Annotated in this window: 27 protein-coding genes; 4 read left to right on the plus strand and 23 right to left on the minus strand. The window is 50.8% G+C overall.

Features of this window, described 5'->3' with window-relative positions:
• Window positions 1–29: 29 nt before the first annotated feature.
• The 10 genes from ACQGQ5_RS04895 to ACQGQ5_RS04940 all read right to left on the minus strand — a co-directional run bounded on the left by ACQGQ5_RS04895 (window position 30) and on the right by ACQGQ5_RS04940 (window position 10,040).
• A complete protein-coding gene (locus tag ACQGQ5_RS04895; RefSeq protein WP_455735457.1) occupies window positions 30–1,538 on the minus strand; it encodes a peptidoglycan DD-metalloendopeptidase family protein in 1,509 nt (502 codons plus the stop codon).
• A gap of 4 nt (window positions 1,539–1,542) precedes the next feature.
• Window positions 1,543–2,046 carry a gamma-glutamylcyclotransferase family protein gene (locus tag ACQGQ5_RS04900; protein WP_449290680.1) on the minus strand — a complete coding sequence of 168 codons (504 nt, stop codon included), beginning with the start codon at window positions 2,044–2,046 and terminating at the stop codon, window positions 1,543–1,545.
• A 10-nt stretch (window positions 2,047–2,056) separates the two neighbouring features.
• A complete protein-coding gene (locus ACQGQ5_RS04905) occupies window positions 2,057–3,094 on the minus strand; it encodes an amidoligase family protein (RefSeq protein WP_455735458.1) in 1,038 nt (345 codons plus the stop codon).
• Between the two features lie 13 nt (window positions 3,095–3,107).
• A complete protein-coding gene (locus ACQGQ5_RS04910) occupies window positions 3,108–3,587 on the minus strand; it encodes a hypothetical protein (RefSeq protein ID WP_449291312.1) in 480 nt (159 codons plus the stop codon).
• Between the two features lie 20 nt (window positions 3,588–3,607).
• Window positions 3,608–5,437, minus strand: coding sequence for a VirB4 family type IV secretion system protein (locus ACQGQ5_RS04915; RefSeq protein ID WP_455735459.1), 1,830 nt, complete (start codon window positions 5,435–5,437; stop codon window positions 3,608–3,610).
• An 84-nt stretch (window positions 5,438–5,521) separates the two neighbouring features.
• A complete protein-coding gene (locus ACQGQ5_RS04920; protein ID WP_449291310.1) occupies window positions 5,522–6,124 on the minus strand; it encodes a hypothetical protein in 603 nt (200 codons plus the stop codon).
• Entirely contained in the window at window positions 6,112–6,369 is a 258-nt protein-coding gene (locus ACQGQ5_RS04925; RefSeq protein ID WP_455735460.1) for a hypothetical protein, read from the minus strand. The genes ACQGQ5_RS04920 and ACQGQ5_RS04925 overlap by 13 nt, the downstream gene beginning before the upstream one ends.
• 5 nt (window positions 6,370–6,374) lie before the next feature.
• A complete protein-coding gene (locus tag ACQGQ5_RS04930) occupies window positions 6,375–8,732 on the minus strand; it encodes a DNA cytosine methyltransferase (protein WP_455735461.1) in 2,358 nt (785 codons plus the stop codon).
• A complete protein-coding gene (locus tag ACQGQ5_RS04935; protein ID WP_455735462.1) occupies window positions 8,732–9,115 on the minus strand; it encodes a DUF7768 domain-containing protein in 384 nt (127 codons plus the stop codon). Before ACQGQ5_RS04935 ends, ACQGQ5_RS04930 begins: the two co-directional genes overlap by 1 nt.
• Before the next feature lie 19 nt (window positions 9,116–9,134).
• Window positions 9,135–10,040, minus strand: a complete 906-nt coding sequence (locus tag ACQGQ5_RS04940; RefSeq protein WP_455735463.1) for a conjugal transfer protein TrbL family protein — start codon at window positions 10,038–10,040, stop codon at window positions 9,135–9,137.
• 197 nt (window positions 10,041–10,237) lie between these two features.
• On the opposite strand from ACQGQ5_RS04940, the gene ACQGQ5_RS04945 reads away from it, so the two are divergent.
• Together ACQGQ5_RS04945 and ACQGQ5_RS04950 are read left to right on the plus strand one after the other, a co-directional pair.
• Window positions 10,238–10,405: a hypothetical protein gene (locus tag ACQGQ5_RS04945; protein ID WP_455735464.1), complete on the plus strand. Its 168-nt coding sequence runs from the start codon at window positions 10,238–10,240 to the stop codon at window positions 10,403–10,405.
• 198 nt (window positions 10,406–10,603) lie between these two features.
• A complete protein-coding gene (locus tag ACQGQ5_RS04950) occupies window positions 10,604–11,047 on the plus strand; it encodes a GNAT family N-acetyltransferase (RefSeq protein WP_455735465.1) in 444 nt (147 codons plus the stop codon).
• Between the two features lie 127 nt (window positions 11,048–11,174).
• Here ACQGQ5_RS04950 and ACQGQ5_RS04955 read toward each other — a convergent pair whose 3' ends face one another.
• Window positions 11,175–12,107 carry a helix-turn-helix transcriptional regulator gene (locus ACQGQ5_RS04955; protein ID WP_455735466.1) on the minus strand — a complete coding sequence of 311 codons (933 nt, stop codon included), beginning with the start codon at window positions 12,105–12,107 and terminating at the stop codon, window positions 11,175–11,177.
• A 107-nt stretch (window positions 12,108–12,214) separates the two neighbouring features.
• On the opposite strand from ACQGQ5_RS04955, the gene ACQGQ5_RS04960 reads away from it, so the two are divergent.
• Together ACQGQ5_RS04960 and ACQGQ5_RS04965 are read left to right on the plus strand one after the other, a co-directional pair.
• Window positions 12,215–12,853, plus strand: a complete 639-nt coding sequence (locus ACQGQ5_RS04960) for a type 1 glutamine amidotransferase family protein (protein ID WP_455735467.1) — start codon at window positions 12,215–12,217, stop codon at window positions 12,851–12,853.
• A gap of 317 nt (window positions 12,854–13,170) precedes the next feature.
• The gene (locus ACQGQ5_RS04965) at window positions 13,171–13,518 is read left to right on the plus strand and encodes a hypothetical protein (protein ID WP_455735468.1); all 348 of its coding nucleotides are present in this window, start codon (window positions 13,171–13,173) and stop codon (window positions 13,516–13,518) included.
• A 110-nt stretch (window positions 13,519–13,628) separates the two neighbouring features.
• Here the strand turns inward: ACQGQ5_RS04965 and ACQGQ5_RS04970 are convergent, their stop codons facing one another.
• The 12 genes from ACQGQ5_RS04970 to cpaB all read right to left on the minus strand — a co-directional run bounded on the left by ACQGQ5_RS04970 (window position 13,629) and on the right by cpaB (window position 23,555).
• Window positions 13,629–13,967 (minus strand): DUF3852 domain-containing protein, encoded by a 339-nt coding sequence (locus ACQGQ5_RS04970; RefSeq protein ID WP_455735469.1) that lies wholly within the window; start codon window positions 13,965–13,967, stop codon window positions 13,629–13,631.
• A 70-nt stretch (window positions 13,968–14,037) separates the two neighbouring features.
• Entirely contained in the window at window positions 14,038–14,508 is a 471-nt protein-coding gene (locus ACQGQ5_RS04975) for a hypothetical protein (protein WP_455735470.1), read from the minus strand.
• 13 nt (window positions 14,509–14,521) lie between these two features.
• Window positions 14,522–16,222 (minus strand): hypothetical protein, encoded by a 1,701-nt coding sequence (locus tag ACQGQ5_RS04980; RefSeq protein WP_455735471.1) that lies wholly within the window; start codon window positions 16,220–16,222, stop codon window positions 14,522–14,524.
• Window positions 16,223–16,288: 66 nt separating this feature from the next.
• Entirely contained in the window at window positions 16,289–16,861 is a 573-nt protein-coding gene (locus ACQGQ5_RS04985; RefSeq protein WP_455735472.1) for a DUF6550 family protein, read from the minus strand.
• A gap of 108 nt (window positions 16,862–16,969) precedes the next feature.
• Entirely contained in the window at window positions 16,970–17,515 is a 546-nt protein-coding gene (locus ACQGQ5_RS04990) for a hypothetical protein (RefSeq protein WP_455735473.1), read from the minus strand.
• An 8-nt stretch (window positions 17,516–17,523) separates the two neighbouring features.
• Window positions 17,524–17,919: a DUF4320 family protein gene (locus ACQGQ5_RS04995; protein ID WP_449290493.1), complete on the minus strand. Its 396-nt coding sequence runs from the start codon at window positions 17,917–17,919 to the stop codon at window positions 17,524–17,526.
• Entirely contained in the window at window positions 17,913–18,569 is a 657-nt protein-coding gene (locus ACQGQ5_RS05000) for a hypothetical protein (protein ID WP_449290492.1), read from the minus strand. The genes ACQGQ5_RS04995 and ACQGQ5_RS05000 overlap by 7 nt, the downstream gene beginning before the upstream one ends.
• 11 nt (window positions 18,570–18,580) lie before the next feature.
• Window positions 18,581–19,453 carry a secretion protein F gene (locus ACQGQ5_RS05005; RefSeq protein ID WP_449290491.1) on the minus strand — a complete coding sequence of 291 codons (873 nt, stop codon included), beginning with the start codon at window positions 19,451–19,453 and terminating at the stop codon, window positions 18,581–18,583.
• A gap of 10 nt (window positions 19,454–19,463) precedes the next feature.
• On the minus strand, window positions 19,464–20,393 hold the full coding sequence (locus tag ACQGQ5_RS05010) for a type II secretion system F family protein (RefSeq protein WP_449290490.1): 930 nt from the start codon (window positions 20,391–20,393) through the stop codon (window positions 19,464–19,466).
• Window positions 20,390–21,922 (minus strand): type II/IV secretion system ATPase subunit, encoded by a 1,533-nt coding sequence (locus tag ACQGQ5_RS05015; RefSeq protein ID WP_449290489.1) that lies wholly within the window; start codon window positions 21,920–21,922, stop codon window positions 20,390–20,392. Before ACQGQ5_RS05015 ends, ACQGQ5_RS05010 begins: the two co-directional genes overlap by 4 nt.
• Complete coding sequence (locus ACQGQ5_RS05020; protein ID WP_449290488.1) at window positions 21,916–22,731, minus strand: ParA family protein; 816 nt, start codon at window positions 22,729–22,731, stop codon at window positions 21,916–21,918. The genes ACQGQ5_RS05015 and ACQGQ5_RS05020 overlap by 7 nt, the downstream gene beginning before the upstream one ends.
• The gene (gene cpaB / locus ACQGQ5_RS05025; RefSeq protein ID WP_449290487.1) at window positions 22,731–23,555 is read right to left on the minus strand and encodes a Flp pilus assembly protein CpaB; all 825 of its coding nucleotides are present in this window, start codon (window positions 23,553–23,555) and stop codon (window positions 22,731–22,733) included. The genes ACQGQ5_RS05020 and cpaB overlap by 1 nt, the downstream gene beginning before the upstream one ends.
• Window positions 23,556–23,581: the final 26 nt, after the last annotated feature.

Raw genomic sequence — 23,581 nt, forward strand, 5'->3', positions numbered from 1 at the left:
CGCAAAACAGAAAGAAAAAATCAGCCGGTTTACGGCAAATAGTTTCTCGGATTCTTCTGCACACCGCCCACTCTCACCTCGAAGTGCAGATGGTTACCGGTGCTTCGCCCGGTGGAACCCACCTTTGCAATGGTTTCCCCGGCCTTGACCGTCTGTCCCTCACGGACGAGGATTTGGGAGCAGTGTCCGTATAAGGTGACCATTCCATTTCCGTGGTCAATGGTCAGATAATAACCATAGCCCGTGCTTCCATAGATCACCGTTTTCACCGTTCCCGCCTTTGCCGAGCGGATAGTGGTACCCTTGGAGGCGCCAAGGTCAAGGCCGGTATGTCCCGCCCATTCCCCTGTGAGGGGGTCTGTCCTGCCGCCGAATTCGGAGGTCACCATGGAGCGCCATCCATTCCCCAGCGGTGAAACAAATCCGCTGGCAGAGGATTTTTGTGTGTCTGCATAGGGCCTGCCGTACAGAACCTGTTTGCCGGAATCGAATAAATCCCGGTAGACGACCTGTCCTCTGGAGGACGAAGCGTCCACCACCTTGCCGTCCCCGGCGTAGATTCCCACATGAGTGATATTCATAAAACGGCCGTTGGGCTTGTGGCTCCAGAACACCAAATCACCGGGAGCAAGGCTTGATTTAGGAATGGTCAGCCCATTGTCCACACAATATTTGCCCTGCGCCGCAGCCGTACCGGGGAGGTTTACCCCCAGTTTTTTGTACACCCACTGTACAAGATAGCTGCAGTCGGTGTAACTTCCTTGTCCGCGCAGCTCTTGGGAGTAGGGATCTCCAAGGCGGGAAAGACCGAGGCGGACAGCTTCAGCGCCCACCTCACCTACAGGCAAGTCAGAAAAGAAACCGCCAAGCTGGTCTGGAGTCCAATTCTCCCACATGGTGGAATCGTCATCCTCGGCGGGCGCACCGATGCCGTATAAAGCACGGTAATAGATTTCGTTGGCATTGGCTTGATCGTCATAAGTGATGGCCCTGCCGAACAGTGACCTGATGTTGTTGTAGATGGCAGGCAGAGAGGAAATGGGAACAGCCACGGTATAAGTTTCCTCCGAGGTTGTTCCGTCATCGTTTTCCACGGTACGGGTGCGTTCCTCGTAAGTGACGAAGCAGTCCACATATCGCCGGTGTTCCAAGCGGGAGGGAGACTCCGCACCGAAAAACAGAGAATAAAAAATAGCCTTGACTCGGTAATCGTCAAGGCTGTGGCCGTCCTCCATCTCTGTGTTCACTGTGGATATGGCACCGTCTATTAGGGTGAAGCTCTGCCGCATATCCCCGATGTGCCCTCTGTAATCCGCAGGCATACTCCCTGGAATCACACCGCCATGAAAGCACAGCTCTACGGCTGTGTTGTTGTGGTTTGTGGTGCCGGAGAGCAGGGAGCAGACCAGTACGATAACTAAAATGAGCGGGGACAGGACGGCGGCAATGATCCAGCCGATGGTTTTTCGGATTCGTTCATCCGAGAGTGCGGCAGCGGCGGCTTTTGCAATAGCTGTAATGGTAGCGGGATCTGCCATGCCATCACCACCATTTCAAGCCGCCAAAGCCGAACAGGTTTTGCTGTTCCGGTTCCGGCTCACCTTCCATGAGCTGCTCGGTATAATCGATTGCCTGCTCCAAAACAGCGGTATCAAACCCCGCGGTTTCGTAGCCGTCATGGATGGTATTATAATAATAATCGGAGGGATAGCCCAGCCGGTGTCCCGGAGTCATGACATAGACCATGGCTGAAACAGTCTTTCCGTCCAGCGGGAGTTCTATGGTTTCTTTGTCGTAAAATCGGGGAAACCCTTCATAAATGTCGAGAGCCGCCTCATCCTTCGGGGTGATCTTCCACAGCAAAACAGGGACAGAAGAGCCCTCACAAGGTTCAATGGTAGCCACCGCACCGTGCCTGCCGCCCCGAAACACAAGGGCATAATCCTTGATCTCGGAAGCCCCAACCACCTTGGCGGTGGGGCATCTTTGCGCCATCTGCGGCAGATTGAGGTTACTGCCATAGGCAATATACAGTTTGTTTTTCATACGATCTCCTTTACATTGACATAGTAAAAGCGGAGGACTGTTCATCCTCCGCTTCCATTACAGTTTCCGGCATAGCTTCTTCCGGTGGCCTCTGCTCCTGTAACCGCTCCGCTTCACGCTTCTGCCGCAGCCGTTCTTTTTGCCTTTGGGCCTGTGCCGGGTCTTTCCATGCGATGCAGCCCTCCAAGTGATCCAGCAGATGCTTGCGGGCCGTTTTAAATTCATCCCCAATCATACCGAGGCGCAAAAGCCACACCCGGAAGGTATATTTTTCATTGGTGGATTGCGTTTTTGCCGGGCTTGCCGACCGCTGGTTGAGTGCCTGTGCAGTCATGGCCAGACAGAACTGTACATACGCTTTTATTTTTCCTGCATGGAGGTCACCGTTGAAAGCACGGAATTCCACCGTGCCTTTCTGGAACACGCTGTGCAGATTCAGGCAGTGGTAGCGGCTGTGGTGATAATGCTCACGGCTGCCATCATTGCCGTTGTACCAGATACGTTTCAGTTGGTCGAGGGTAGTGGGTTTCTGCCGATTAATCCGCTCTAAAAAGGCAGGGTCAATCTTTTGGCAGTAGCTGTTTTCCCTGCCCCTGGAAACCTTTAATGCCTTATAAATCATATCCTCCTTGGCCGCCATGATATTGACCAGATTGCGGAGTTTTGGAGCATCAAAGGGGGCGGCATTGATGTGGATATGGATACCGCAGGAGGAATTCACAAATGCTCCGGCTTCCCGGAGCTTACGAATCAATTCCTGCACAGTTTCGATATCCTGGTACTGGCAGATGGGACTGACCAGCTCCACGCTGTAATTCCTGTCGGCGCTGATTTTTCTGCGGCCGTCTTTCTTTTGGCAGTCAATACTGCCGTCACTCATGACCTTCCATTTGCGCCGCTGGCTGTCACAGGCATAATAGGCATCGTAGAAGCTGCCCTCATATTCTTTTGTCGTGCCGAAATGTTCGGCAATCACCTCGGCGGCGCGGCTTCGTGTAATCCCGGTCATTTCAATTTCAATCCCGAAATTCTGACCTTGTATCTCCATTTACCCACCGCCTTTACCACATCCTGTGCTGCAGGGTAAGGTCTTTTTCCTGTGACAGCCCCGCTGTTTGGGCAGCAGAGTTGATAAATCCACACAGCCGTTCCCTGCGCCAAGTATCAATCAGGTACTGTCCGCATTCCTCATTGAGCGCATTGATTTTCAAAACCGTATCCCGTACACACTCGGAGATAGCGGCAGGATCACCTTCTGCGGATATGAGGTCATCGATGTATTCATCCAGAAGCTTTCCCATGAGGGACACATCCTCCGGCGTATAATGGTAGCCTCGGGCGTAAGGGTTGGGGTATTCCTTTCCGTCCATACAGCACCGAAGATGCCCCAAAATAGCAGGGCGTTCTTCGTGGTCCGCTTTTTGGTACTTCTCCATAAAAGCTAAAATATCCGCTTCCCGGTTCGGAGTGTAGCGGATAAAAGACAGCATATCATCGAGGATACCCGCCTTGTTTTCTTTCTGATTTTGAACTCTGTCCATGACTTTTTCTCCCTTCTTCATCATCTGCCACCCGCCTTTCCGAACAGCTTTTCCTTGTAGGCAGGGGCATGGACCGCAAGGTTATACCGCTCAATACCGCACTTATACAGGCACACACCACGCTGGGGAAAGCGGATTAGGTTGTATTCGGATTCCTCTAACTGCAGGCTGTCGATATAAAACTGCTTGTCGATGTTTCCGGCGTTGAAGAGGAAAGCATGGGTCGGGATAGAGAACAGCGGTTTCGTCAGCTCTCGGATGCCTTCGATATTGAAGTCCTCCAAATTCTGAGATGCCAGAATAACAGCCGACTCCTTCTTGCGCACACGCTTCATGAAATTTCGGATATACTCAATCGCAGTCAGATTGGACAGGAACAGATACAGCTCGTCAATCGAGGCGGCAGTGTTCCCCTCGGTCAGCAGTTTGTCGCTCATGAAGGAAAGCACATTGAACAGCAGGGCGTTCTTGACATTCTTACTGGCCTGCAGCAGCCCCTTGACGCCAAATACAATAAAGCGGTCGGAGGTCACATTGGTGTGGCCGTTGAAGAATTTACTCTCAGCACCCATACACATGGAGTGGAGCCCCAGCAGAATTTCCTGCAGCAGTTCCTGTGGGTAGAGCTGATATTTGGTTTTGTCATATTCCCTGAACTCATCATCAATGAGAGCGTAAAGGTCAGATAGGATGGGATAGTCTGTGACTGCAAGGCTCCTGAAATCGGTGTGGTCGCTGATGCCGAACTTTTCGTACAGCTTGCCCAGCATGATTTCAATGGCGTCAATATGGCGGTCGGAGAAATCCTTATAACAGCGGAAAAAATCCTTGAGAAAGGAAATGTGCTGGCTGAGTTTGGTGGACTGGCGGAATGCCTGGGGCGCATCGGTATCCTCCGGGCTGCCTCCTTCATCCCATGTTTTAGGCTCCAGAGGATTGATTCGGTATTGCCCGCTCATCAGGTCGATGAAACAGCCGAAGTTCTCCGCGAGGTCAATGTATTCATGTTCCGGATCAAGGCACAGGACGGCCTTGCCCGATTCGAGAATGTTGCAGAGGATGAGCTTGAGAAGATAGCTCTTGCCCTGGCCGGAGTTGCCGAGGATCAAAATGTTCGCATTCGTCTTGTCATCGTCACGCTTATCAAAGTCCACAATGATATTTGAGCCAAATTTATCCCGGCCAAGATAGAAACCGTGGGGGTCGGTCTTGCCTGAGTAATTGAACGGATAGAGGTTTGCCACCGAACTGGCGGGCAAAACCCGTTCAAACTGGCTGCCGAACACATTTCGTCCTGCAGGGCCGACCGATAGAAAGCCCTCTCGCTGGCGAAGCATGAGCCGGTCCACATTGAGCTTTGAGCGGACCAGCTCGGTCAGAACATCGGTCTGGAGGAGTTTTAAATCGTCCAAATTGTTCGCTGAAAGCTCAAGAAACACAGCGCAGTGGAGGAGCGGCTCACGGTTTCGGTGCATGGAGGATACCAGTGTGACCACATCCTGCAAGTTGCTTTCGGCGGTGACTGTCTGCTGGAGGTCATTGGTGCTGCTCTTATCCATGCGATTTTTGTTGGCGGCGTTGTGAATGATTCTCTTTTCCTCGGCCGCCGTTACCTGTCTGGTGTAGATGCGCAGGGTCACGCCGTCCTTTTCCCCAAGATGGCGCAGGATAGCCTGCTCATCGGTTGCGGTAGGGTACTCACGGAGAGCCCAGACACACCGATAGGTGTTGCCGCATATAAAATAATCCGTATTGAACTTGACGATGCCCGGTGCGATCATGTCAAGGAAATCCTTGATTTTCGGCTCTACAGTTGAAATATCAGCCTTTGTTTTTCTGATTTTAGGCATGAAAAAATACCTCCTGTCCAGCCGAGGGAGGTTCCATGCCTTTGGTCGCAAGGTATCTCCCTACGGCCGTTGATTGAATTTTACTTATTCTCCGAGAATTACCCAGCGTTCCCCATCATAATCCTCGTACATTTCAGTGGTGACATTTTGTTCATAGTAGACTCCAAGCAGGCGCTTGATATCGGTTTCACCGGCTCTGCGCGCAGTAAATCCCTGATCCTTGAGGCTCTTTTCGATGCGGGAGAGGTAGGGTCCTACGTCCTTTTCTTTTTCTCCACGCAGGCGGATGATGATTAAAAATTCCCGCGCTGTTGCCATCTGCACTTGCATACGGTCAAGGGCGGTCGTGTCCTGTGCCAGCAGCTTTCGGATGACAGGGTTTTGCTCGGCATCCATCCTGGCTTTCAGATAGCTCTTGTTGTCCTCAAAGTTCTCACGGCTGTTAAGGCACAGCATTTCAATATCGGAGATGCCCTTAAGCACATTCATAAGGGCATAAATCCTTGCCCCAATGCTGGAATCGGACAGGACGCTGATGTTGGTGGGTTTAACAATAAAAAATACCAGATCACCGTGGGGAGTTACAAGGCTGTAGCCTGTGATGTCCTCGATGCCGATGAGCTGGCGGGTGGAGGCTTTCTCCCTTGCCTCCTGTTTCCTTTTTCTGTTCATATTCATGCCCTCCATTCATAGGATTGTTGCTTGCCGAAGAAGAAAGAGGCGGCATAGCGGATAAAATCGAGGATACTCACGTCCTCAAAACGTATGGATAAAAAGGCATAGAGCGCCGTCAGGACGATGGGCGGAAGCCAGCCGAGCTGGGAAAGGGCAAAGACAGAAATCAGGCATCCGATGCCGATGATTCCGATGTCCCGCAGTTCCCACAGCCACAGGGTAGCCTTTGATTTCAAGTTGTCAGGGTACATATACATGGGAGCTATTCCTCCTGTTCCTCATGGATTTTTTGCAAAAAATATGCGATACCCCGGAGGACAAAGTCCACGCACGGTATCGCTACGCTGTTGCCAAGTGCCTTATATCTGGCACTGTCCGATGCCCCCGGTATCAGCGTCCAGCCATCGGGGAAGCCTTGGAGCCGCTCACATTCCAGAGGGGTAAGCCTGCGGATGAGGTTGCGCCCATTCTCTTTTACAAGATTTTCGCTTCCGCCTCCGTTGTCACCTCCCTGGGCACGCAGGGTAGTACAGCCCTCTGCATAGTTGCCATATTGTGATTGGCCGAATATTTCAGGCTGACAAATGAGATCAGTGGCATCCTTATGCTGCCTTGCACTTTGTGTGGCTACCACATCATTTTCAGAAAACTCATCGCCCCGTTGGCGGCTGAATACCGCATGGCGGTCGCTGGTGGTAATGGTATAGCTGATATCCGGCTGACAGCCCAATCCGTTCCCGCCGTTTTCCGGCTCTCGGTCGATGGTGTTACCGGCAATGCAGATGGTTTCCTGCAAAATGGGACTTCCCACGAGCGGGACATTGTTGCCGCCGGTACCGTAAGTCGATGTTACGGTAGGGGCTACCTCCAAAGGTCCGTTATATCTGCAATCCTTGGCGTGGTTATCAAACAGCACCGGCTGGTTGTTTCCGCTCATGCCCGCGCTGGCCGTAATGGTTGGGCAGACGCCGACGCCGATTTCTGCGCCGCCCTGCTGGGTCGCCATGACCAGTGGCTGATGCCCATGCTCCTGGGCGCGGAGCGTACCTGTGATGTCCTCGGTGCAGTGCATCTGGCTGCCGCCCTGATCGTTAAGGCAGAGCACCGATGGAGCAGTACCCGTTTTAATAGTGGGTGAACACTCTGCCTGATAACCGATTCCTCTGGCTTCGGCACTGGCATTGCCGCAGAATCCTGCGGTAAGCACACAGGGATAGCCCTGTCCGGCCTGACCGCCGCCGCTGGTGATGGAGGTATGAACCTCCGGAGTGAGAAAGCAGTCCCCGTCACCCTTGCTGACAACTCCTGCCGCAAACAGAAGTCCTGCCGGGTTTCTTCCGCCGCCGCCGTCCGCTCCGGCAAGAGTGGGTGCCACACCCTCCGGCGTGAACACACGGCTTTGCTGGGTATCCCAGCCATTCAGACAGTTCGGCTGGGATACAAGGGGAGGATGGCCTCCCATGCCTGCACGGAGAGTAGGCGTTACTTCTTCAGTGATATCCATGCGTTCTCCGCCATGATCGTTTAAACATATCAGCGGTTGCTGGGTGACAAACGTCTGCATTTGCATATTGCGGGTTGCCAGCAGGGCGCCTGATATTCCATTGAGGTCAATCACCTCATCCCTTTGGTTGACATGAAAGGTGCTGATTTTTTCAGAATCTGCCACAAAGGTCTGCTGTTTCATGCCGGGTTGTGCGCCCAAGGCTCCGGCTACATCGTGGAGGTCCCGTACTTCATCACGCTGGTTGGCAGCAAAGGCTATCGCTGTTTTTTCTTCTGTCTGTATATATCCATGCCCGCCGCCTTCGCCGCTATAGAGAGCGGGCCATGTTCCGGTTTCCTCAAAGATGCGGCGGCTCTGTACATCCCATGGAGTCAGGCAAGCTCCGCCTGTATCGTCAGTGCCTCCTTGAGCTGGGGCGGCAGCTCCTTGCCCCTGGCTTCCGCTCTCCGCAATATCCCCAAACAGGCCGTCTTGCTTAAATAGTATTTCGGGTGCGGTTGTGCCTCCAAAATCTGCGACAAGGAAGATGCGACGGCGGCGCTGGGCGACTCCCCAGAATTGAGCGTCCAAGACACGCCAAGCCAAGCTGAATTCAGTTCCCAATATGACAGCCCCAGCAGATTCCCAGCGCCCGGACTCAGGTCGAGGCACATCACAGGCACTGTACTTAATGCGGACGATCTCCTCGATGACCGCCCTGAAATCCTCGCCGTCTGCGGAGCTGAAGGCTCCGGGGACATTCTCCCAAACGAGGTATCGAGGTCGAACAAGGTGAGCTGGTACGTTTCGCTGTTCATCTGATTTTCTCATTTCCTTCGTGATCCGAGTCTGCTCCATGAATAGACCGGAGCGTTCCCCGGCAAGTCCGGCACGTTGCCCAGCCACACTCAGGTCCTGGCATGGGCTGCCCCCGCAGATGACATCCACAGGAGCCAGTGCCGCTCCGTCAAGTTTTGTGATATCCCCGACATGGAGCATTTCAGGGAATCGGATTTTTGTCACTTCAATGGGAAAGGATTCGATTTCACTTGCCCATAAGGGGGTGATGCCGTTGCGGACAGCGGCAAGCGGGAAGCCTCCGATCCCATCGAAGAGGCTCCCCATCGTCATCATCAGACCATCCTCATAGCCTGTTCGGGAGCCTCGGCCGGTGCATTGTTTTTTACTCTGCCTATGGCAAAGCCATTTTCCTGTTCCGTTACCCGGCGTACCGGGATTCCGAGCCTGCCTGCTTCCTCGATTTCAAGGTGCATTCCCAGCGAGAGATGGTCGCCGTAACACCATAACTCGTCACAACGGGACAACATGGCGATTCCCATGTCAAGCCCAAGCTGACGCTGTTCCGGCTGATGTTCGTCCAGAATGGTGGGGTATAGCAAATGGGGCGCAAAAAAAGCGTGCCCCTCGTTCATCACATGGCGGCACGCTTTCTTGGCAAACGCGGTATTCTTTTCGATGTCCCCGGCGTAGGGGGACGCCATATAAATCAATTTCATGGTCTTTTTCCTTTCTGCGTTATTTCGGTGCAACCGCCTGCACCACAGTTCGGGTGGTATTCACAGCGGCCTGCGCCGTGTACACGGCACTCATCACATTGGCCTTTGTGCTGGTGTCCAGCCCAAAAGCTCCAGCGATTCTTGGCACTTCCCCTGCGGAAAGCATCAGCCCAAGCCCCAGCAGGGCGTGGGTTCTCAGGACCATAAGCCCTGCGGCAAGGATGGTTGCCTGCAAAAATGTGGTGAGGCACAGACCGATGATCTGCTTGCACCACTGTGTAAATCCGTCAATGTAACCGCGGGGAACGGAAAACATATACAGGCTGCCTACGGCAATCTGGATCAGCAAAATGCCCCCACGTTTTAAATTGGCAAAAAACACTTTAATGACCGAGTATCCCATCATGATAATCAGGAAAAGCATCATGATAGGGTTTGTGATGCCCGACAGCCCTCCAAATACGCCGGAGCCCATGGCACCGCCGATATCTGTGGAACTGCCAAGCTCTGCAATGATGTTTCCCGCAAGGTCGCCGAAACTGCTGCCGTAGCCGGTGATTCCTGCCGTGAGGCTGCTCTGGAGATTAACCGAGAGTTTGAACAGCTCCACCGGTAAGATGGTAAAAAGGGACACCGCCATAAATCCTTTGATGGCGTTTAAGGCGGCGTCCTTTATGCTGCCTCGGCCGTGCTGGTACTCAATGCCGGTTTCAAACACCGACACCACAAGCCCGGTCCCATACAGAGCCCAAGCCAGATAAGAGAAAAACAGGACGATGGACTGTACCCAGTTCATCTCAAATAGTTCCACGCCCATGTCGCCCATCTGTGCAAAAAAATCGGCAAGAAAGCCGACCACTTGTCCGTAGAACCATTCGATAATCTGATCCATCACGGTTCCAAGGACAAAGTCCCATATAAACATTTGAAAGTTCACCTCCTTCGAGACATAAAAAATCACACCGTAGCAAGGCACACGGTGTGTTCATTCATCTCGGTTAATAAATTTCGAGCAATGATTTTTATTTGAGTAAAGCTCAAAAACAACTTGACAATCAGCTCTTTCAGAGTTTCAATACCACACAACGGTGGCCGCCGAAATAATCTTAGGAGGTCAATTGCATGGCAGACTACAAAAAAATGTACGATTCGCTGTTCAATGATGTGACGGACGCGATATCGCTGCTTCAGCGCGCACAGCAAAAAACGGAGGAGTTTTTTATCTCTGGAGATGATGGCATCGTATTGCAGATTAGAAAAGAATCCGGGCCTGAGGGCGAAAAAGAATAGCGGAATCATTTTGTAAAGTAAGGAGAGTGGCACGAGCTGCTCTCCTTACTTTTCTGATGTAAACACCATCATGAATGATCGGAACACCTTACTACATCCCCAAAATCGTCCAGAGTATCCTTGCAAAAGGATGCTGGAAGAACCATAATGCATATGGTATGATAACGACAAACAGGAATTTGAAAGGAACTTTTAAATATGAAACTGATTGAAGTTAACGAAATAAACCCAATACTAACAGAGCAATTACTTGAGGTTTGGGATAAATCGGTTAGAGAAACACATTTGTTTTTATCTGATTCGGAGATTAAAAATATTGCGAAGTATATTCCACAAGCTTTGAACTCAATAGCTCATTTGATTGTTGCAGTTAATGGTGAAAATAAGCCTGTTGCATTTATGGGAATTGAAGAAAGAAAATTGGAAATGCTTTTTATTTCCCATCAATATAGAGGAATAGGATTAGGAAAACAGCTTTTGCAATATGGTATTGAAAACTATTTTATAAATGAATTAGGAGTTAATGAACAAAATCCACAAGCAAAAGGCTTTTATGAACACATGGGATTTCAGGTTTATAAGAGAACTGACATAGACGAGCAAGGAAATCCTTACCCGATTTTATATATGAGATTAGTTTAACAAGCTCCAATTTGTAGAGCAATCCGAACCCTGACTAAGGGATTCGGATTGTTCTTTTCATCACATCCCCAAAATAGCCCAGTCAATCCTTGCATAAGGACGATGAGTCGGTGCAATTTACTATATTTTATTTTTCATATAAGATAGCAATATCGTGTATTCTACGCTTCATTTCTGCACGGATGTGTAACGGCTCTAAGCACTCACATTTATTTCCAAAACTAAGAAGAATATCAAAATAGTAATCGTTTTCTATAAAAGGGAAATATACAATGTAATGCTCATCGCCATCGGGAGTCAATTCTTCATAAGCACAATAATCAAGAACCCTATCTATTACAGCTTTATGAATACGGATTTTAATTTTAGTTTGTATTGTTTCTAAAACATCAGAAAATTCCAAAATCGGATTCTGATAATCTCGTGGTATAAAAGTTTCCACTTGCATTTGAAGGTTTGATATGCGAGATAGTTTGAATAAGCGATAATCGCTTCTCATATGGCAGTACCCTTGAAAGTACCAATGGCTGTTTTTGAGTACAAGCTGGTACGGCTCTACTACTCGTTCAGTTTTATTTCCGCGGTGAGCGGAGTATTGGAACGAAACCAATCTGCTTTCCTGTAATGCTGTTTTGATTGTTTCCAAATACAGTCCTATATTTCTGTTGCCCATCCAAGGGCTTAAATCGACGTGAATTTGATTTGCTTTTAATTCTATATCTTTCGCTTTATCGGCAGGAATAAAGCTCTTGACCTTTGCAAGGGCATTTACCAATTCATCGCCTCGCACTGTGTTTGAAAGACTGGAAAGTCCCATTAATAGAGCAGATAGATCAGCGTTTGAAAAAACCTTTTTATCAAGTTTATAGTTTTCCATAATTTCAAAACCGCCACCCACTCCCGATGTGGAGCGAACGGGAATGCCTGCCATATTGATTGTATCTATGTCACGGTAAATTGTGCGAGGTGAAACTTCAAACATATCCGCTAACTCCTGTGCGCCTATTCGTTCTTTATCAAGAAGTATCATAATCATACTAACAAGTCTGTCTATTTTCATTGAATCAATATTCTCCTTTTGTAATTGTTGCCACACTGTTGTCAACAATAGTATGATACAATAAAAAAGCAAACAAAACAATATTACATACCAAGTGGAGGAAACTTATGATTACAATGTATGTTTATGTTCTCGATACTTTAGCCGACTGGGAATTGGGATATGTTACTTCGGAGCTGAATTCCGGTCGCTTTTTCAAAAAAGATGCACAGCGTATATCTCTTAAAACGGTTAGTCACTCTAATGAGCCAATCCGTACAATGGGTGGACTGACCATTGTGCCAGATTGCTTGATTGACGATATGGTTGTGAGTGAAACAAGTGCATTGCTATTGCCGGGTGCAAATACTTGGAGCGACCCTAAGCATGGAGCGATTATCGAAAAAGCAAGGGAATTCCTTTCTGCAGGTGCCGTGGTGGGTGCAATCTGTGGCTCCACTGCTGCACTTGCCAATATTGGGATTTTGGATAATCGTCGACATACCAGTAATGGGGCTGGATTTCTTGAAATGTTTTCTCCCTGCTATAAAGGACAGAGTTTTTATATAGACGAGTCCTCTGTAGCAGATAACAACCTCATTACTGCAGGTTCTACCGGAGGGTTGTTGTGGGCAAAACAAATCATTGAGTATTTAGGTGTATTTCAGTCAGAAACACTGGAAGCCTGGTATCTCTATTTTAGCACCGGTAAGCCTGAACATTTCTTTGCCCTGATGCAAACTTTGCCATCTAACAATGAAAATTGATACAGCTTTTCCTTAAGCAGAATGCCATTCGTATAAAAATTGAGGACAGCCTTGCTGATAGTGCAAGACTGTCCTCATTATATTTTCACCATCACATCCCGAGTATAGTCCAGAGTATCCTTGCATAAGGGTGGTGAACGGACTTTTTTCATAGTATCTGTGTCCTTTCCATTGTTCATATTTGTTTGATTGAAAGTTCCGATTTACTATGGTAAACTCACTTTATATATCTACCGTGTAAAACTTTTGTGAAACGGTAGCATGGGAAATTAACGCTCGGTGAGCAAGTTTATATAATGTGCGAGGTGGTGCAATAAATGTTTAATGAAATTTGTATCTATGAGGCAAAGATTGAAAAGCAAGAGGAAATTGAGCAACTTATGAAAGAGGTTGCCGCCTTTTATATGGAGCAAGATGGTATTATTGAAGTTAGATATATCAAACGCACCCACCGCCAAACAGATTTTAATGCCGTTAAAGAAGGGGCATTGCCTGTTCGCCTCACACGTAATGTAGGCAAAGTCACTTATGTTTTACATTGGACTGTTAGAGATGAAGAAACTCACGCAAGGGTGTCAAAGTTAGGGTTAGAGCATTTTTACAAGCGGTGGAACAGATGCTTAACCACTATGCCAAAAATTATTTTGGGTGAAAACATTGTGTAAGGGTATGAGCACACCCTCTGTTAGTGTTTAACTTCACCTACACAATAAAATCTGACTTATCACGAAATTGAGCCGTTGCATCTAACTTGACGCGACGGCTCTTGCTTTGTCTACATGCCAAGAATAGTCCAGATGTAAGTCGGGGCCGTAAGGGTGAACACCAAACAGGCGAACAAAATCGCCGGAGCCGCCCACTCAAACTGGCCATGCTTGCGATAGTCGAAGTATGCCATCCCTAATTTTGCAAAGAAAAACACCGCCAGAATGAGGTCAATTGCGGGAAATACCACCTTGTTGACCACCGTCTTAATCTGCCCGGAGGCATCGTTCCATGTGCCCTCAATAGCTCCCGCAACATCGCCATTTGCCGCAAATGCAGTTGTGCTAAATAACATGGTTGCCATGAGGACGAGGATAAGCATAAGAGCAATTTTCTTATACCTTTTCATAAAAACCACCTTTCTAAAAGTTAAGAAAAGGCCGCAGAATTGCTCCTGCAACCTTGTTCTTTTTCTGTATTTATAGTTTCATTGTCATATCCATGCCCTGAGCCTGTTCCTCCAGGAGCGAGGACACTTCGATTCCCTGGAGGTTCTGATAAAATTTCAGGTCACCGCGGAAGCCTTTCTTCAATAAACTGAATTCTTCAGCCTCCGCAAGTATTTCAGGAGGACAGCCGGGTGGCATCTCCTGATTCCATCTCACCCATTCCCCATTTTGATACCGTTGCTCCAGCTTTAGGATGATGTAATCCTCTGGTACAAAAGCGGGGTATCTCTGTAAAAATCCCCGTGTATCAACGTAGGGATGTCCTTCCTTCATGACGGTCATTTCCATAAGCCTCAGGGTGTCTGCGAGAGAAATGCAGAACCAGCACTCACGATCTCCAAATCGCCGGATGCGCCCATCCTGCAATATTGCATCCAGCCGGTCCTTTTGCGTGTAGTGGTACAGGCTGCCTTTTGGTGCCTCAATTCGTTCATATGCCATTGTATCCTCCCTGTTATGGCTTCTTAGGAGCGACGTGCCAGTCCTGCCACAAGTTGCCCCTTATGGTCAGGCTGTCTGTAAGGTTGGCCGACAGCATTCCATCCGGAGTCCACCCATCAATGAGCCATGTGTTAACGGTATATGCTCCGTCCGGCATCCAGATCGGGCTGAAATGGGTGCGGTTTTTGTAGGTGGAGTAAGGGTTTTGCTGAAGCTCAAACCGCCCCGATCCCATGCGCTCCAAGAGCCGCCAATAGGTTTCATAGGCAAATTCGGGAAAATAGCTGACCGCATTCTGCGGCTGGGTAACCGCCGAGCTTTGGTTGGAGCTGATACTTCCGGTGACGGTCTGGTTGATGCCATATCCCGATTTCATCGTTCTTCCGCTGGCAGTCGGATTCATGCTGTCGCATTTGATGCTCATGGCGGCGGTCAGGCTGGCACTGTAACGGTCCAGGTCAAACTCCCACCATCCGTGATCGCACCAATATCCGTTATCATTTCCTTCATCGTCATAATCACTGTGCCACACCCAATATTCCTGCCACCACGGTCGCCAGACACTCCAGCTTGCCGAGCTTTTTGCAGCTCTGTTTGGTACTGCAGAGGCACGGAAGCTATCGTTGCGGTCATCGGCTACGGGATTGGGCGGAGGGTTCTTATCAAGGTCAAGGATTTTGACGTTGAGGGTCGTTTTCGCCGTACTGCCGGAACCGGATACCGTCACCTGAATTGTCATGTTCTGCTCAGTATCGGGGGTCTTCCATTTTACCCACGCAAGCTGGCTATCGCCTTCGGGGTAGTAGACATTGCCCACACTGTAGGTTTGCCCACCGATATTAAAGCTGACGCGGGTGGGCCTGTCGGGATCGGACTGACCTCCGCTGATCCTCACCGCCGTGATGACATTGGTGTTTACCCGGTACTCATAATCGTAGGCGTCAATCTGAGGTTCCTCCGGTTTCTCCGTAAAACGGACAATGCCAAGTCCAAGGCTGGACTTGATATCCGCATTGGATGCGGCGCTGCTTTTGCTGCCTCCCCATGCGGGATAGCCGAGGTCGCCTACCTCCAAAAACATGGCGAGGGGCAGATTCTTGTGGGTAAGAGACACCATTCTTCTGCGGAGCAGACCGCTAACCTGTTCATCATATAGGGCGGCTTCGGTAGCGGTGGTGGCAATCATAACTCCCTCAAATTTGTAGTAGGCAATGGGCTCCAAGAGGATTTTATACTCACCGCCGATGAGAACATCGTAATTCATGCCTGTTACATCTGCAATGCGTTTGATGACATATTCCGAGCAGAAATACTTCTTGATGGCGGCAATATTGTTACTTCCGTTGGTACTGATAATGCGGGGTATGGTTTGAGCTGGATTGATATAATGGTACACACTTGTGGTAGGGCTTAATTGCTGACCGGAGCTATAGAACAGTTTGCTTACCTTTCCAAAATGAACACGAATATTGTCCGGTTTCTTATTTGTAAAATCTACCGGCGTGGTGACCGTTGTGTGATCACTTGCCCGAACCACAGTAATACGCACACCTTCGTTACCGCCGCTCCATGTGTTGGTGCTGGTTCCACTGCCCATGTCTCCACCGCCGCCATCGATATTTCCGCTGCCGCCGGTATCAGCAAATGCGGTTAGGGGGCAGAATAGGCAAAGCACCAGCATAAGACTGGCTATGCTCTTGAATAATTTCTTCATTGCGGCCTCCTTTTTGCAAAAGTAAAGGCACGGTCTGTTTCAACCGTGCCTTGTGAAAGTATTCTGTTATTCCCCCATATTGCCGACTTGTTTATTGATATCGCCGTCACCGTCTACAGTTGTGCCTTGACCGCCACCGCCGTTATCGTCAATCCACCCGAAACCCGGCACATAAATCTTGCCGTCCTTGGTTTCGCCGCCCTGCGGCTGATTGTCATTTTTGGGGGTATTCTTGGGCTTTTCCACCTTATCATGGTCGACGGGCTTGGGAGGCTCCGTGACCTTTTCGCCGTCAGGTTTCTGCGTGGGGTCTTTGAGCTGTTCCTCAGTATGTTCCGGCTTGGTTGCATTGCTTTGGATGGTCTGTTCCGTGCCGCTGGAAACTGCACCGTTGTCGATGTTTGTCGGTTGGGTGGTATCAGGCGGGGCTACGGTGCTCTCTTTTTCTTTCTCTGTGCTATCCGGCATCCTGGGGTCCACCGTCACATTGCTCACCTCGGAGCTTTGGGGCGAGGGCGGGGTATCCACCGGCTTTGGGGTTATGAATTGCTGTCCGATCAGTACCACAAGCACCGCACAGAGGGCGAGGCATCCGGTTACGGCCAGCCATTTCTTCGTTTTGGCATTCATATTTTTCATAAGAGTGTCCTCCTATTTGTTAAATTTTGATAGGTTCCTGTTAAGTCACACCCTACCACGAACTTTTCAAAAAGTCTATCATTATTCCAAGAAAACTTCTCCACAGGGTTAAAACCTCGGTGTGTATCCGGCGCTGGTCTTGACTTTGATTGTCATGGGGGGCAGCAGTTTTCCGCCAAAAGACACGGGAACCTCCAGCATGATGGTACTGTCAGCTTCAAAGCGGGAGGAGGCTTGGTCGCCCGATGCAAAGGGAGCGTTTCGGATATCCACCTCCAGATTCCACACCTTAAATTCCAGCTTGCCGTCCGGAGTGCGTTTTTCATGATAGCCGCCGCTGTAGGAAAGACCGAGTACACCATCCAGCCTGTCATAGATATCGCCGTAATCAATGCTTTCCTCAAAATCCTCGGCAATGGGCTGGTAGGCTCCCGAATAACCCTCCCGCACGCCGTGGTACACATCGTCATAATTGTCATTGACGGTGGAAATAACGGCGGTCTGCACCGCATCCCGCACACCCTGCGCCACGATCGTAAGCCTGAAATATTCCGAGATGCCGGTGAAGACAATCATCAGCGACAGGGTGACGGCGATGATGAGGGGAAAGCCTGAGCCGCTTTTGTCCTTGAGGATACGCTTGATTTTTTCCATCTCATCACCTACTTCCAATAGACTTCTGATTTTCCCGCGGCATCAGACCTGAGTGTAATCGGGAAGGAGCCGAATCCACCAAACAGTCCGATGTCGGTTTGGTAGGTGACCGTCACCGAAACTTCCTCATTGAGCTGAATTCTGCCGGTTTTGGACCATGTAACTGTGGGGATTAGTCCGGTCTTTTCCCTCAGAAACTGCTCCCGGCGGCTGGTTTCGCTGCCGATCTGTCCGGCAATTTCCGCTTCCCGCATGAGCTCTACGGCAAAGGTGTCGATCTGCTGCTTTTGGATATAGACGGGGAACACCTTCACACCAAGGGCAATGACCAGCATAGCGCACAGCACCAGCACCGCCACATCAATATATCCCTCGCCACGCTTGTTTTTCAGAATTTTCAGCACATGGTCACCCCCTGCTCAAAAGGAGGCTGCTCCTGTTCCGGCTCCCGAATGTAATCGCTTAACATACGCCAGGTACCCTTACTAAAACTGACACTACGGACTTCCTGGTCCAGCAGTTCTTCTGCGGTGATTTCCACGGCATATTCAGGATCACCGGGATGCCCTTTTATGCTCTGTCCGGACAGCAGAAGTTGTGCTTCTTCCGGTGTCAGGTACACAAAGCCTCCGGGAGTCATCATGTCGAGATTTGCACAGGGATGGCGCTCAATGAATTCCCGCACGGTGATTTTTTTATCCGTTGCAGGGATCGGCGTATATTCCGGGTCAAGGGCATAATTCTGTTCCGCATCGCCCTTGTCCATCAGACTCCAGAGTGCATGATTCAGTTCCTCGCTGAAATCGACCGATTGCTCTGATATCCACTGATCCCTTGCAACCTCCAGGGGATTTTCAAAACGCAGGAGGTATTCCATGTAATCCTCCGGATACCCGCCGCCGTACAGCTCGTTATATACAAAGCGGGCGGCTGTGATCTCATCGCTTTTTCCAATGAGAACGCCTTTTGAAAGTCCGTCCAGCTCACCCACGTAATCGTTCCAGTTGCGGTCGAGCTTTTCCCGCAACGTATCTATTATCTGTTCTCGCTGCATTTGGCACCTCCTTAGAACATCCCGCCGAGGGATGTGATGATTTCATAGACAATAATCGCCATGTAAGTCATAAGAAAGCACATGAGCATGGCAAAGGAGAACACGCGGATTTTGGGTGGTATCTTCATAGCCTGCGCCTTGAGGCGTTGGAGCTCCAGTTGCTTCATGTCGTGTGCCAGCATCTGAAAATACATCCCACCGTCATCCCCGCGCAGTACGCCGATCAGCCCTCGCGTGATATCTGAGAGCATAGGCGAATTGAACCTCGCCTCAAAGCGGGTCAATGCCGCTTCGTAGCTGGAGGAACGCATATCCGCCGTGAGGATATCAAGCTCTGCGGCGAAGTCCTCGCCCGCATTCCTCTTGAAATTCTCCAGCATAGATAGCACATCCCGGCTGGCTTTCAGCTCCTGGGTGATGGTTACCACAAAGCGGGGCAGCTCCTGTTCGATTTTACCGCGCTTGGCTGCCAGGGCTTCATCCGCCTTGCGGATTTCCTTGAAATAAACCAGTATGGCGGTGAACAGCACAATGGGCGCCAGCAATGGCAGGACGATCAAGCAGGGAATGATGCAAAGCGCAATACTCATCGCCTTGACGATTGCCATTGCCGTGAACAGCTCCGGCGAGTCGGAAAGCCCTGCGGCCGACAGCACATTTGCCATCCTGCTTTTCTTATACTCATCCATATGGATGTAGCGAGATAGCCGGACGGCAGCATTTCGCAGCAGCGCATCGGTGGCTTTAGGTTTTGCTTTGGCCTGCTTTCCTGCCGACAGCATCGCCTTTTGAGTAGCGAGTGTGGGCAGCCGCAGCAGATCGGCGGCAATGAAAAAGAGCCCTGCCGACAGGAGGACTCCGAATAAAAAGAGATAGATTGTCATGGGCGTCCTCCTATCTTCGATATTCAATGGGCTGGGTGAGCTTGATGACAAACGCCGTGGAAACGAAAATCACGGCAGCGCAGATGGTCAGGATAATCTGCCCCAGAGGTGTGTGCATCAGCGTGTGGTACCAGTCCTGATTCAAAAAATACATAAGCGGGATATTGCCTACCACCAGAATCTGCATGATGATGAATTCCTTTCTCGGCTCAAAGACCATATTATCAAGCTCGCCGTTGACCACCCGCATATCACTGAGCTTGCTGACGATGGGGGTCAGGGTAGTCTTGAGGCTGCGGTCATGCTGGCAAGCGATGAGGGCATCGCACCACTCGGCATATACAGCGTTGTCAATCCGGTCTTTCAGGTCATGGAGTGCTGCCGTCACATCGGGGTCAACCAGCCTGACACGGGACACAAATCCCTTGAACACCGACAGCACAGGCGGGTTCAGGTATGCGATGTTTTCCTCCACCGCCGTCAAAATGTCCTCGTTTCTGAGGTAGGCGGTGGTGATGATGCTGAGTGCCGTTTCCAGCTCCGCCGCAATATCCCGCTTGAAGTGGCTGGCCGTGAGCTTTACCCACCAGAAGGGCAGGAACATACAGCCTGCCGCCATGACAGGAACAAGGAAAAAGTTCGGGAGCATGACGGCGATGGAGGCGCCCACGGCAAAGAATAACAGGGACAGGGCGCAGAGCATGGGAAAGCATGCCGTCCTGCCGGTTACCTTGAGGATGGATTGCACCTCGGCAATTTCACGGCGCAGATAGGACAGTTTTTTCCTGCGAGTGAACTCGCCCACCTCGTCCCGAAGGGACTTGGGCCTGTCGGTGAGCTTTTCGAATACTGCAGCCGTGAACTCCATGGGTGTGAGACCGAGCAAAATAAAAAAGCCTGCTATCATTCCGATACAGGCAATCAAAAGTACCGTTGTCATGCGCTGTGCGCCTCCTTTCCCCGCAGGCTCTCAATAACCGCCTGGGGCATACCGTTCTCCAGCAGCCGTTTGGAGAGGCTGTCCGAGATGGTGTTCACCTGTGCGTGTGTACCCTCTATAATGAATTTACCATCCTCCATGCGGTTTTCGGTAATGACATACTGGAACAGCGGGCGGTAGCTCCTTGAGCCGTCCGGGAGGATCTCGCATTCCTGAATTTCCATCATGCGGCGCTGCTTGTTTTCAAGCTGCTTGCAGAACACCACAATAGGATAGGCTTCGGTGACATAGTCCATGAGGGTCTGGTCCGACATATCCACCGCACGTTTGCACAGGGATACCATTCTTCGGTAGGTGGCTTCACATGAGTTTGAGTGGATGGTAGTCAGCACCGCCACGCCGGTTCGGGCGGCTTCTTGGGCGGCATTGGCTTCCGCACCGCGCATCTCGCCCACCACAATGATATCCGGATTAAAACGGAGTGCATAGTCCAAGAGGTTGGTCTGATCAATGCGCTGGCGGTCATTGTCGCTGTCGCGGGTCAGGGTATGGATGACCGAATTGACCACCTTTCCGTCCTTTTCTCTGACGAGAGCCAGCTCACGGGAGCCGTTTTCTATGGTGTAGATTCTTTTGTTGTCCGGCACAGTAGTCAGTACCCAGCCTGCCACGGTGGTCTTGCCGGAGCTGGTGGCTCCCGCCACGCAGACCGATATGCCGTAGCGGATGCAGAGGGATAAAAAGTCCAGCATGGGGTCTGTCGCAGTGCCGCTCCTGACAAAGTCCTCTTTCTTCATACTCTGCGGGTTTACAATACGGATGGAGGCCGCCACACCCACATCCTCGTCCACGATGGGGCTTTTCAGCACGGCGATTCGGATGTTTTTGGAAAGATGCCCAAGTACAATGGGGCTGGCGTTGTCTAAAACCATGCCACTGATGTGGAGCATCCTGCGAATCACATTGACGGCGTGTTGGGGGCTTTCAAAGCGTTCCTCCAGCTTGACCGTGCGGCCGTCAGAATACTGTACTTCAATATCCCGCCACGAGTTGATGTCGATTTCCTCGATACCTGTGCCGAAGATGTATTTCGTCAAAAATCCGAACTCCGCCATTTCGGTGTAGAGTGCCTCTGCCAGTTTTCCGCCGCTCATGTCGTTTACTGAGACACGATGGTCCTGGACGTATTTGGTGATGTAGCGTTTGAGCTGTGCCTTGGCATCCTCGCCGCCTGCGGTGATGAGGGTGCTGTAATGCTCGGAGATGTACTCCTGCACATCGGCAAGGACCGATGAGAAATCCTTGCCCTCGGCTTCAGGAGTGAAGAACAGCGTATGGGCGCGGTTTGCGCCTGCAAGATCCACTGGGCGGCCCGTTGCGGACTCTTGCTCTCTGATGTTGTTTAAAGCGGGAGCCGCTGTTGGGGGGATGGAAGAGTGGTTCTGTGCCGTTTTTTTCTGCTTCTGTTCTGCCTGCAGCTTATTTTTCTGCCCCTCAAATGCCGGGGTATTTCTCTTTTTGCCTAACATCCGAACACCTCCTTTGCGATTTTTTCGATTTCCCTGCGGAACAGGCGGCTGTCCTTCAGGGATAAATCCGCAAGCAGATTCCCTGCGAGATACTGTTCCTCCAGCTCCTGAGAATGGGTCAGGGTAAATGCCACCGAGCCCAGCGCCTGTCCAATCTGTTCCCCGGCCTGCTGGGGTTTTATATTGCTGGCAACCTTGTATTGCTTATCCGTATCCCACTTGGAATCCCGAAGCAGTGGGAGCTGACTGGAGAGATAGCTTACCGATTTGAGGTCGGCATTGGCGAGGCGCAGGACGCTGTCGGCCTCCATGAGCGCCACAGCGGAGAGGATGTCGTTTGCGATATAGCTGCCGCAGTCCACCACTGCGAATGGGGCGATTTCACGAAGCCCATCCAACAGCTCTTGCGCCTGTATCTGCTCATAGGGCGGGTAGGTGTATTCGTTCTCGCCCTTTTTCATGCCGAGGATGGTGAGGTAGCTGTTCTTTTTCAGCGTTACCAGATTGTGTTTGATGAGAGCTTCCGTCACATGGGTGGCGGCAAGAATACTGCCCAGCGAATGCTCACACTCCAGCTCGGAGGGTGGAAAGATGCAGGGCAGCATGGGTGCGGTCGCATCACAGAGCAAAAGCACCACGTTTTTCTTCCGGTCGGCAAGGTGCTTCGCAATCTTTACGGCTGTAACCGTCTTGCCGCTGCCGGGGGAGCCCCAAACGGCAAGAATGCCGCCCTGCGGCTCCTGATCCGGCTGGGCATCCTCTCTCGCAGGCTGGCGGGTGAAGATGCCCTTTTTCTTAAAGTTCAGCATCACTGCACCCCGCTTTCTGTGGGTGCTTCGGATACGGCACTTTCCTCCGATCCCTGGGACTTCGGTTCAGAAGAGCCGTCCTCCGGCTGCTCCGTGGAGTACAGGGCGGCGATTACCTTATCCTGCGCCTCTATAAATTTGGCGGTATTGGCAGGAGTGCCGCGATAAACGAGGGACAGGTGGAGCTTGCCGTCAGCCTCCAGCTCCGCCAATACCTTGCTCTGTTCCGGGGAAACCAGCAAGGTCACCGTGGAGGGCAGCTCACGCTCGTCCTTCTCGGACTTGGCTTCTCCGGTGTTGGCGTCATAGCCGGAGGAGGCGGTCACGCTGATGACCTCCACATATTTCAGCTCGGCAGGGATGACAGTCATTCCTTGCTTCTTATAGTCGGCGGCAATGACCGACACGATGTCGCCGCTCTGGAGCTTGCCGGAAAGACCGTTTGCAAAGCTCTTGATGGTCACCGACATGGCCTGCTTGGTACCGTCCAGATTGTAAAGGTAGGCATTTTCCGCAGCCGGGGTGTCGGACAGCTTGGTATTTAAGATATAGTCACCGATGGAGAGGTCGGCTTTGGCGTATTTGCCGATGACCGTTTCGCTTTGGCGAATGACATTTTCGGGCAGTCCGAAACCGCCCACCTCCACGGTCTGGACCATATCTTTGGTGATTTCATCGCCTGCCTTGATTTCCTTGGTCACACGGACAATCTCGGTTTTTTGGCTGACGGATTTATTGAACAGCGGCGTTACGCCGAAGCAGATAAGCAGGGACAAAAGGATGCAGATTGCACCGACAACCGTGCGGTTTTTGAAAAAGCTCATGAGTTTTCCTCCTTGATTTCATTTGG

The organism is Caproiciproducens sp., from assembly GCF_053840905.1.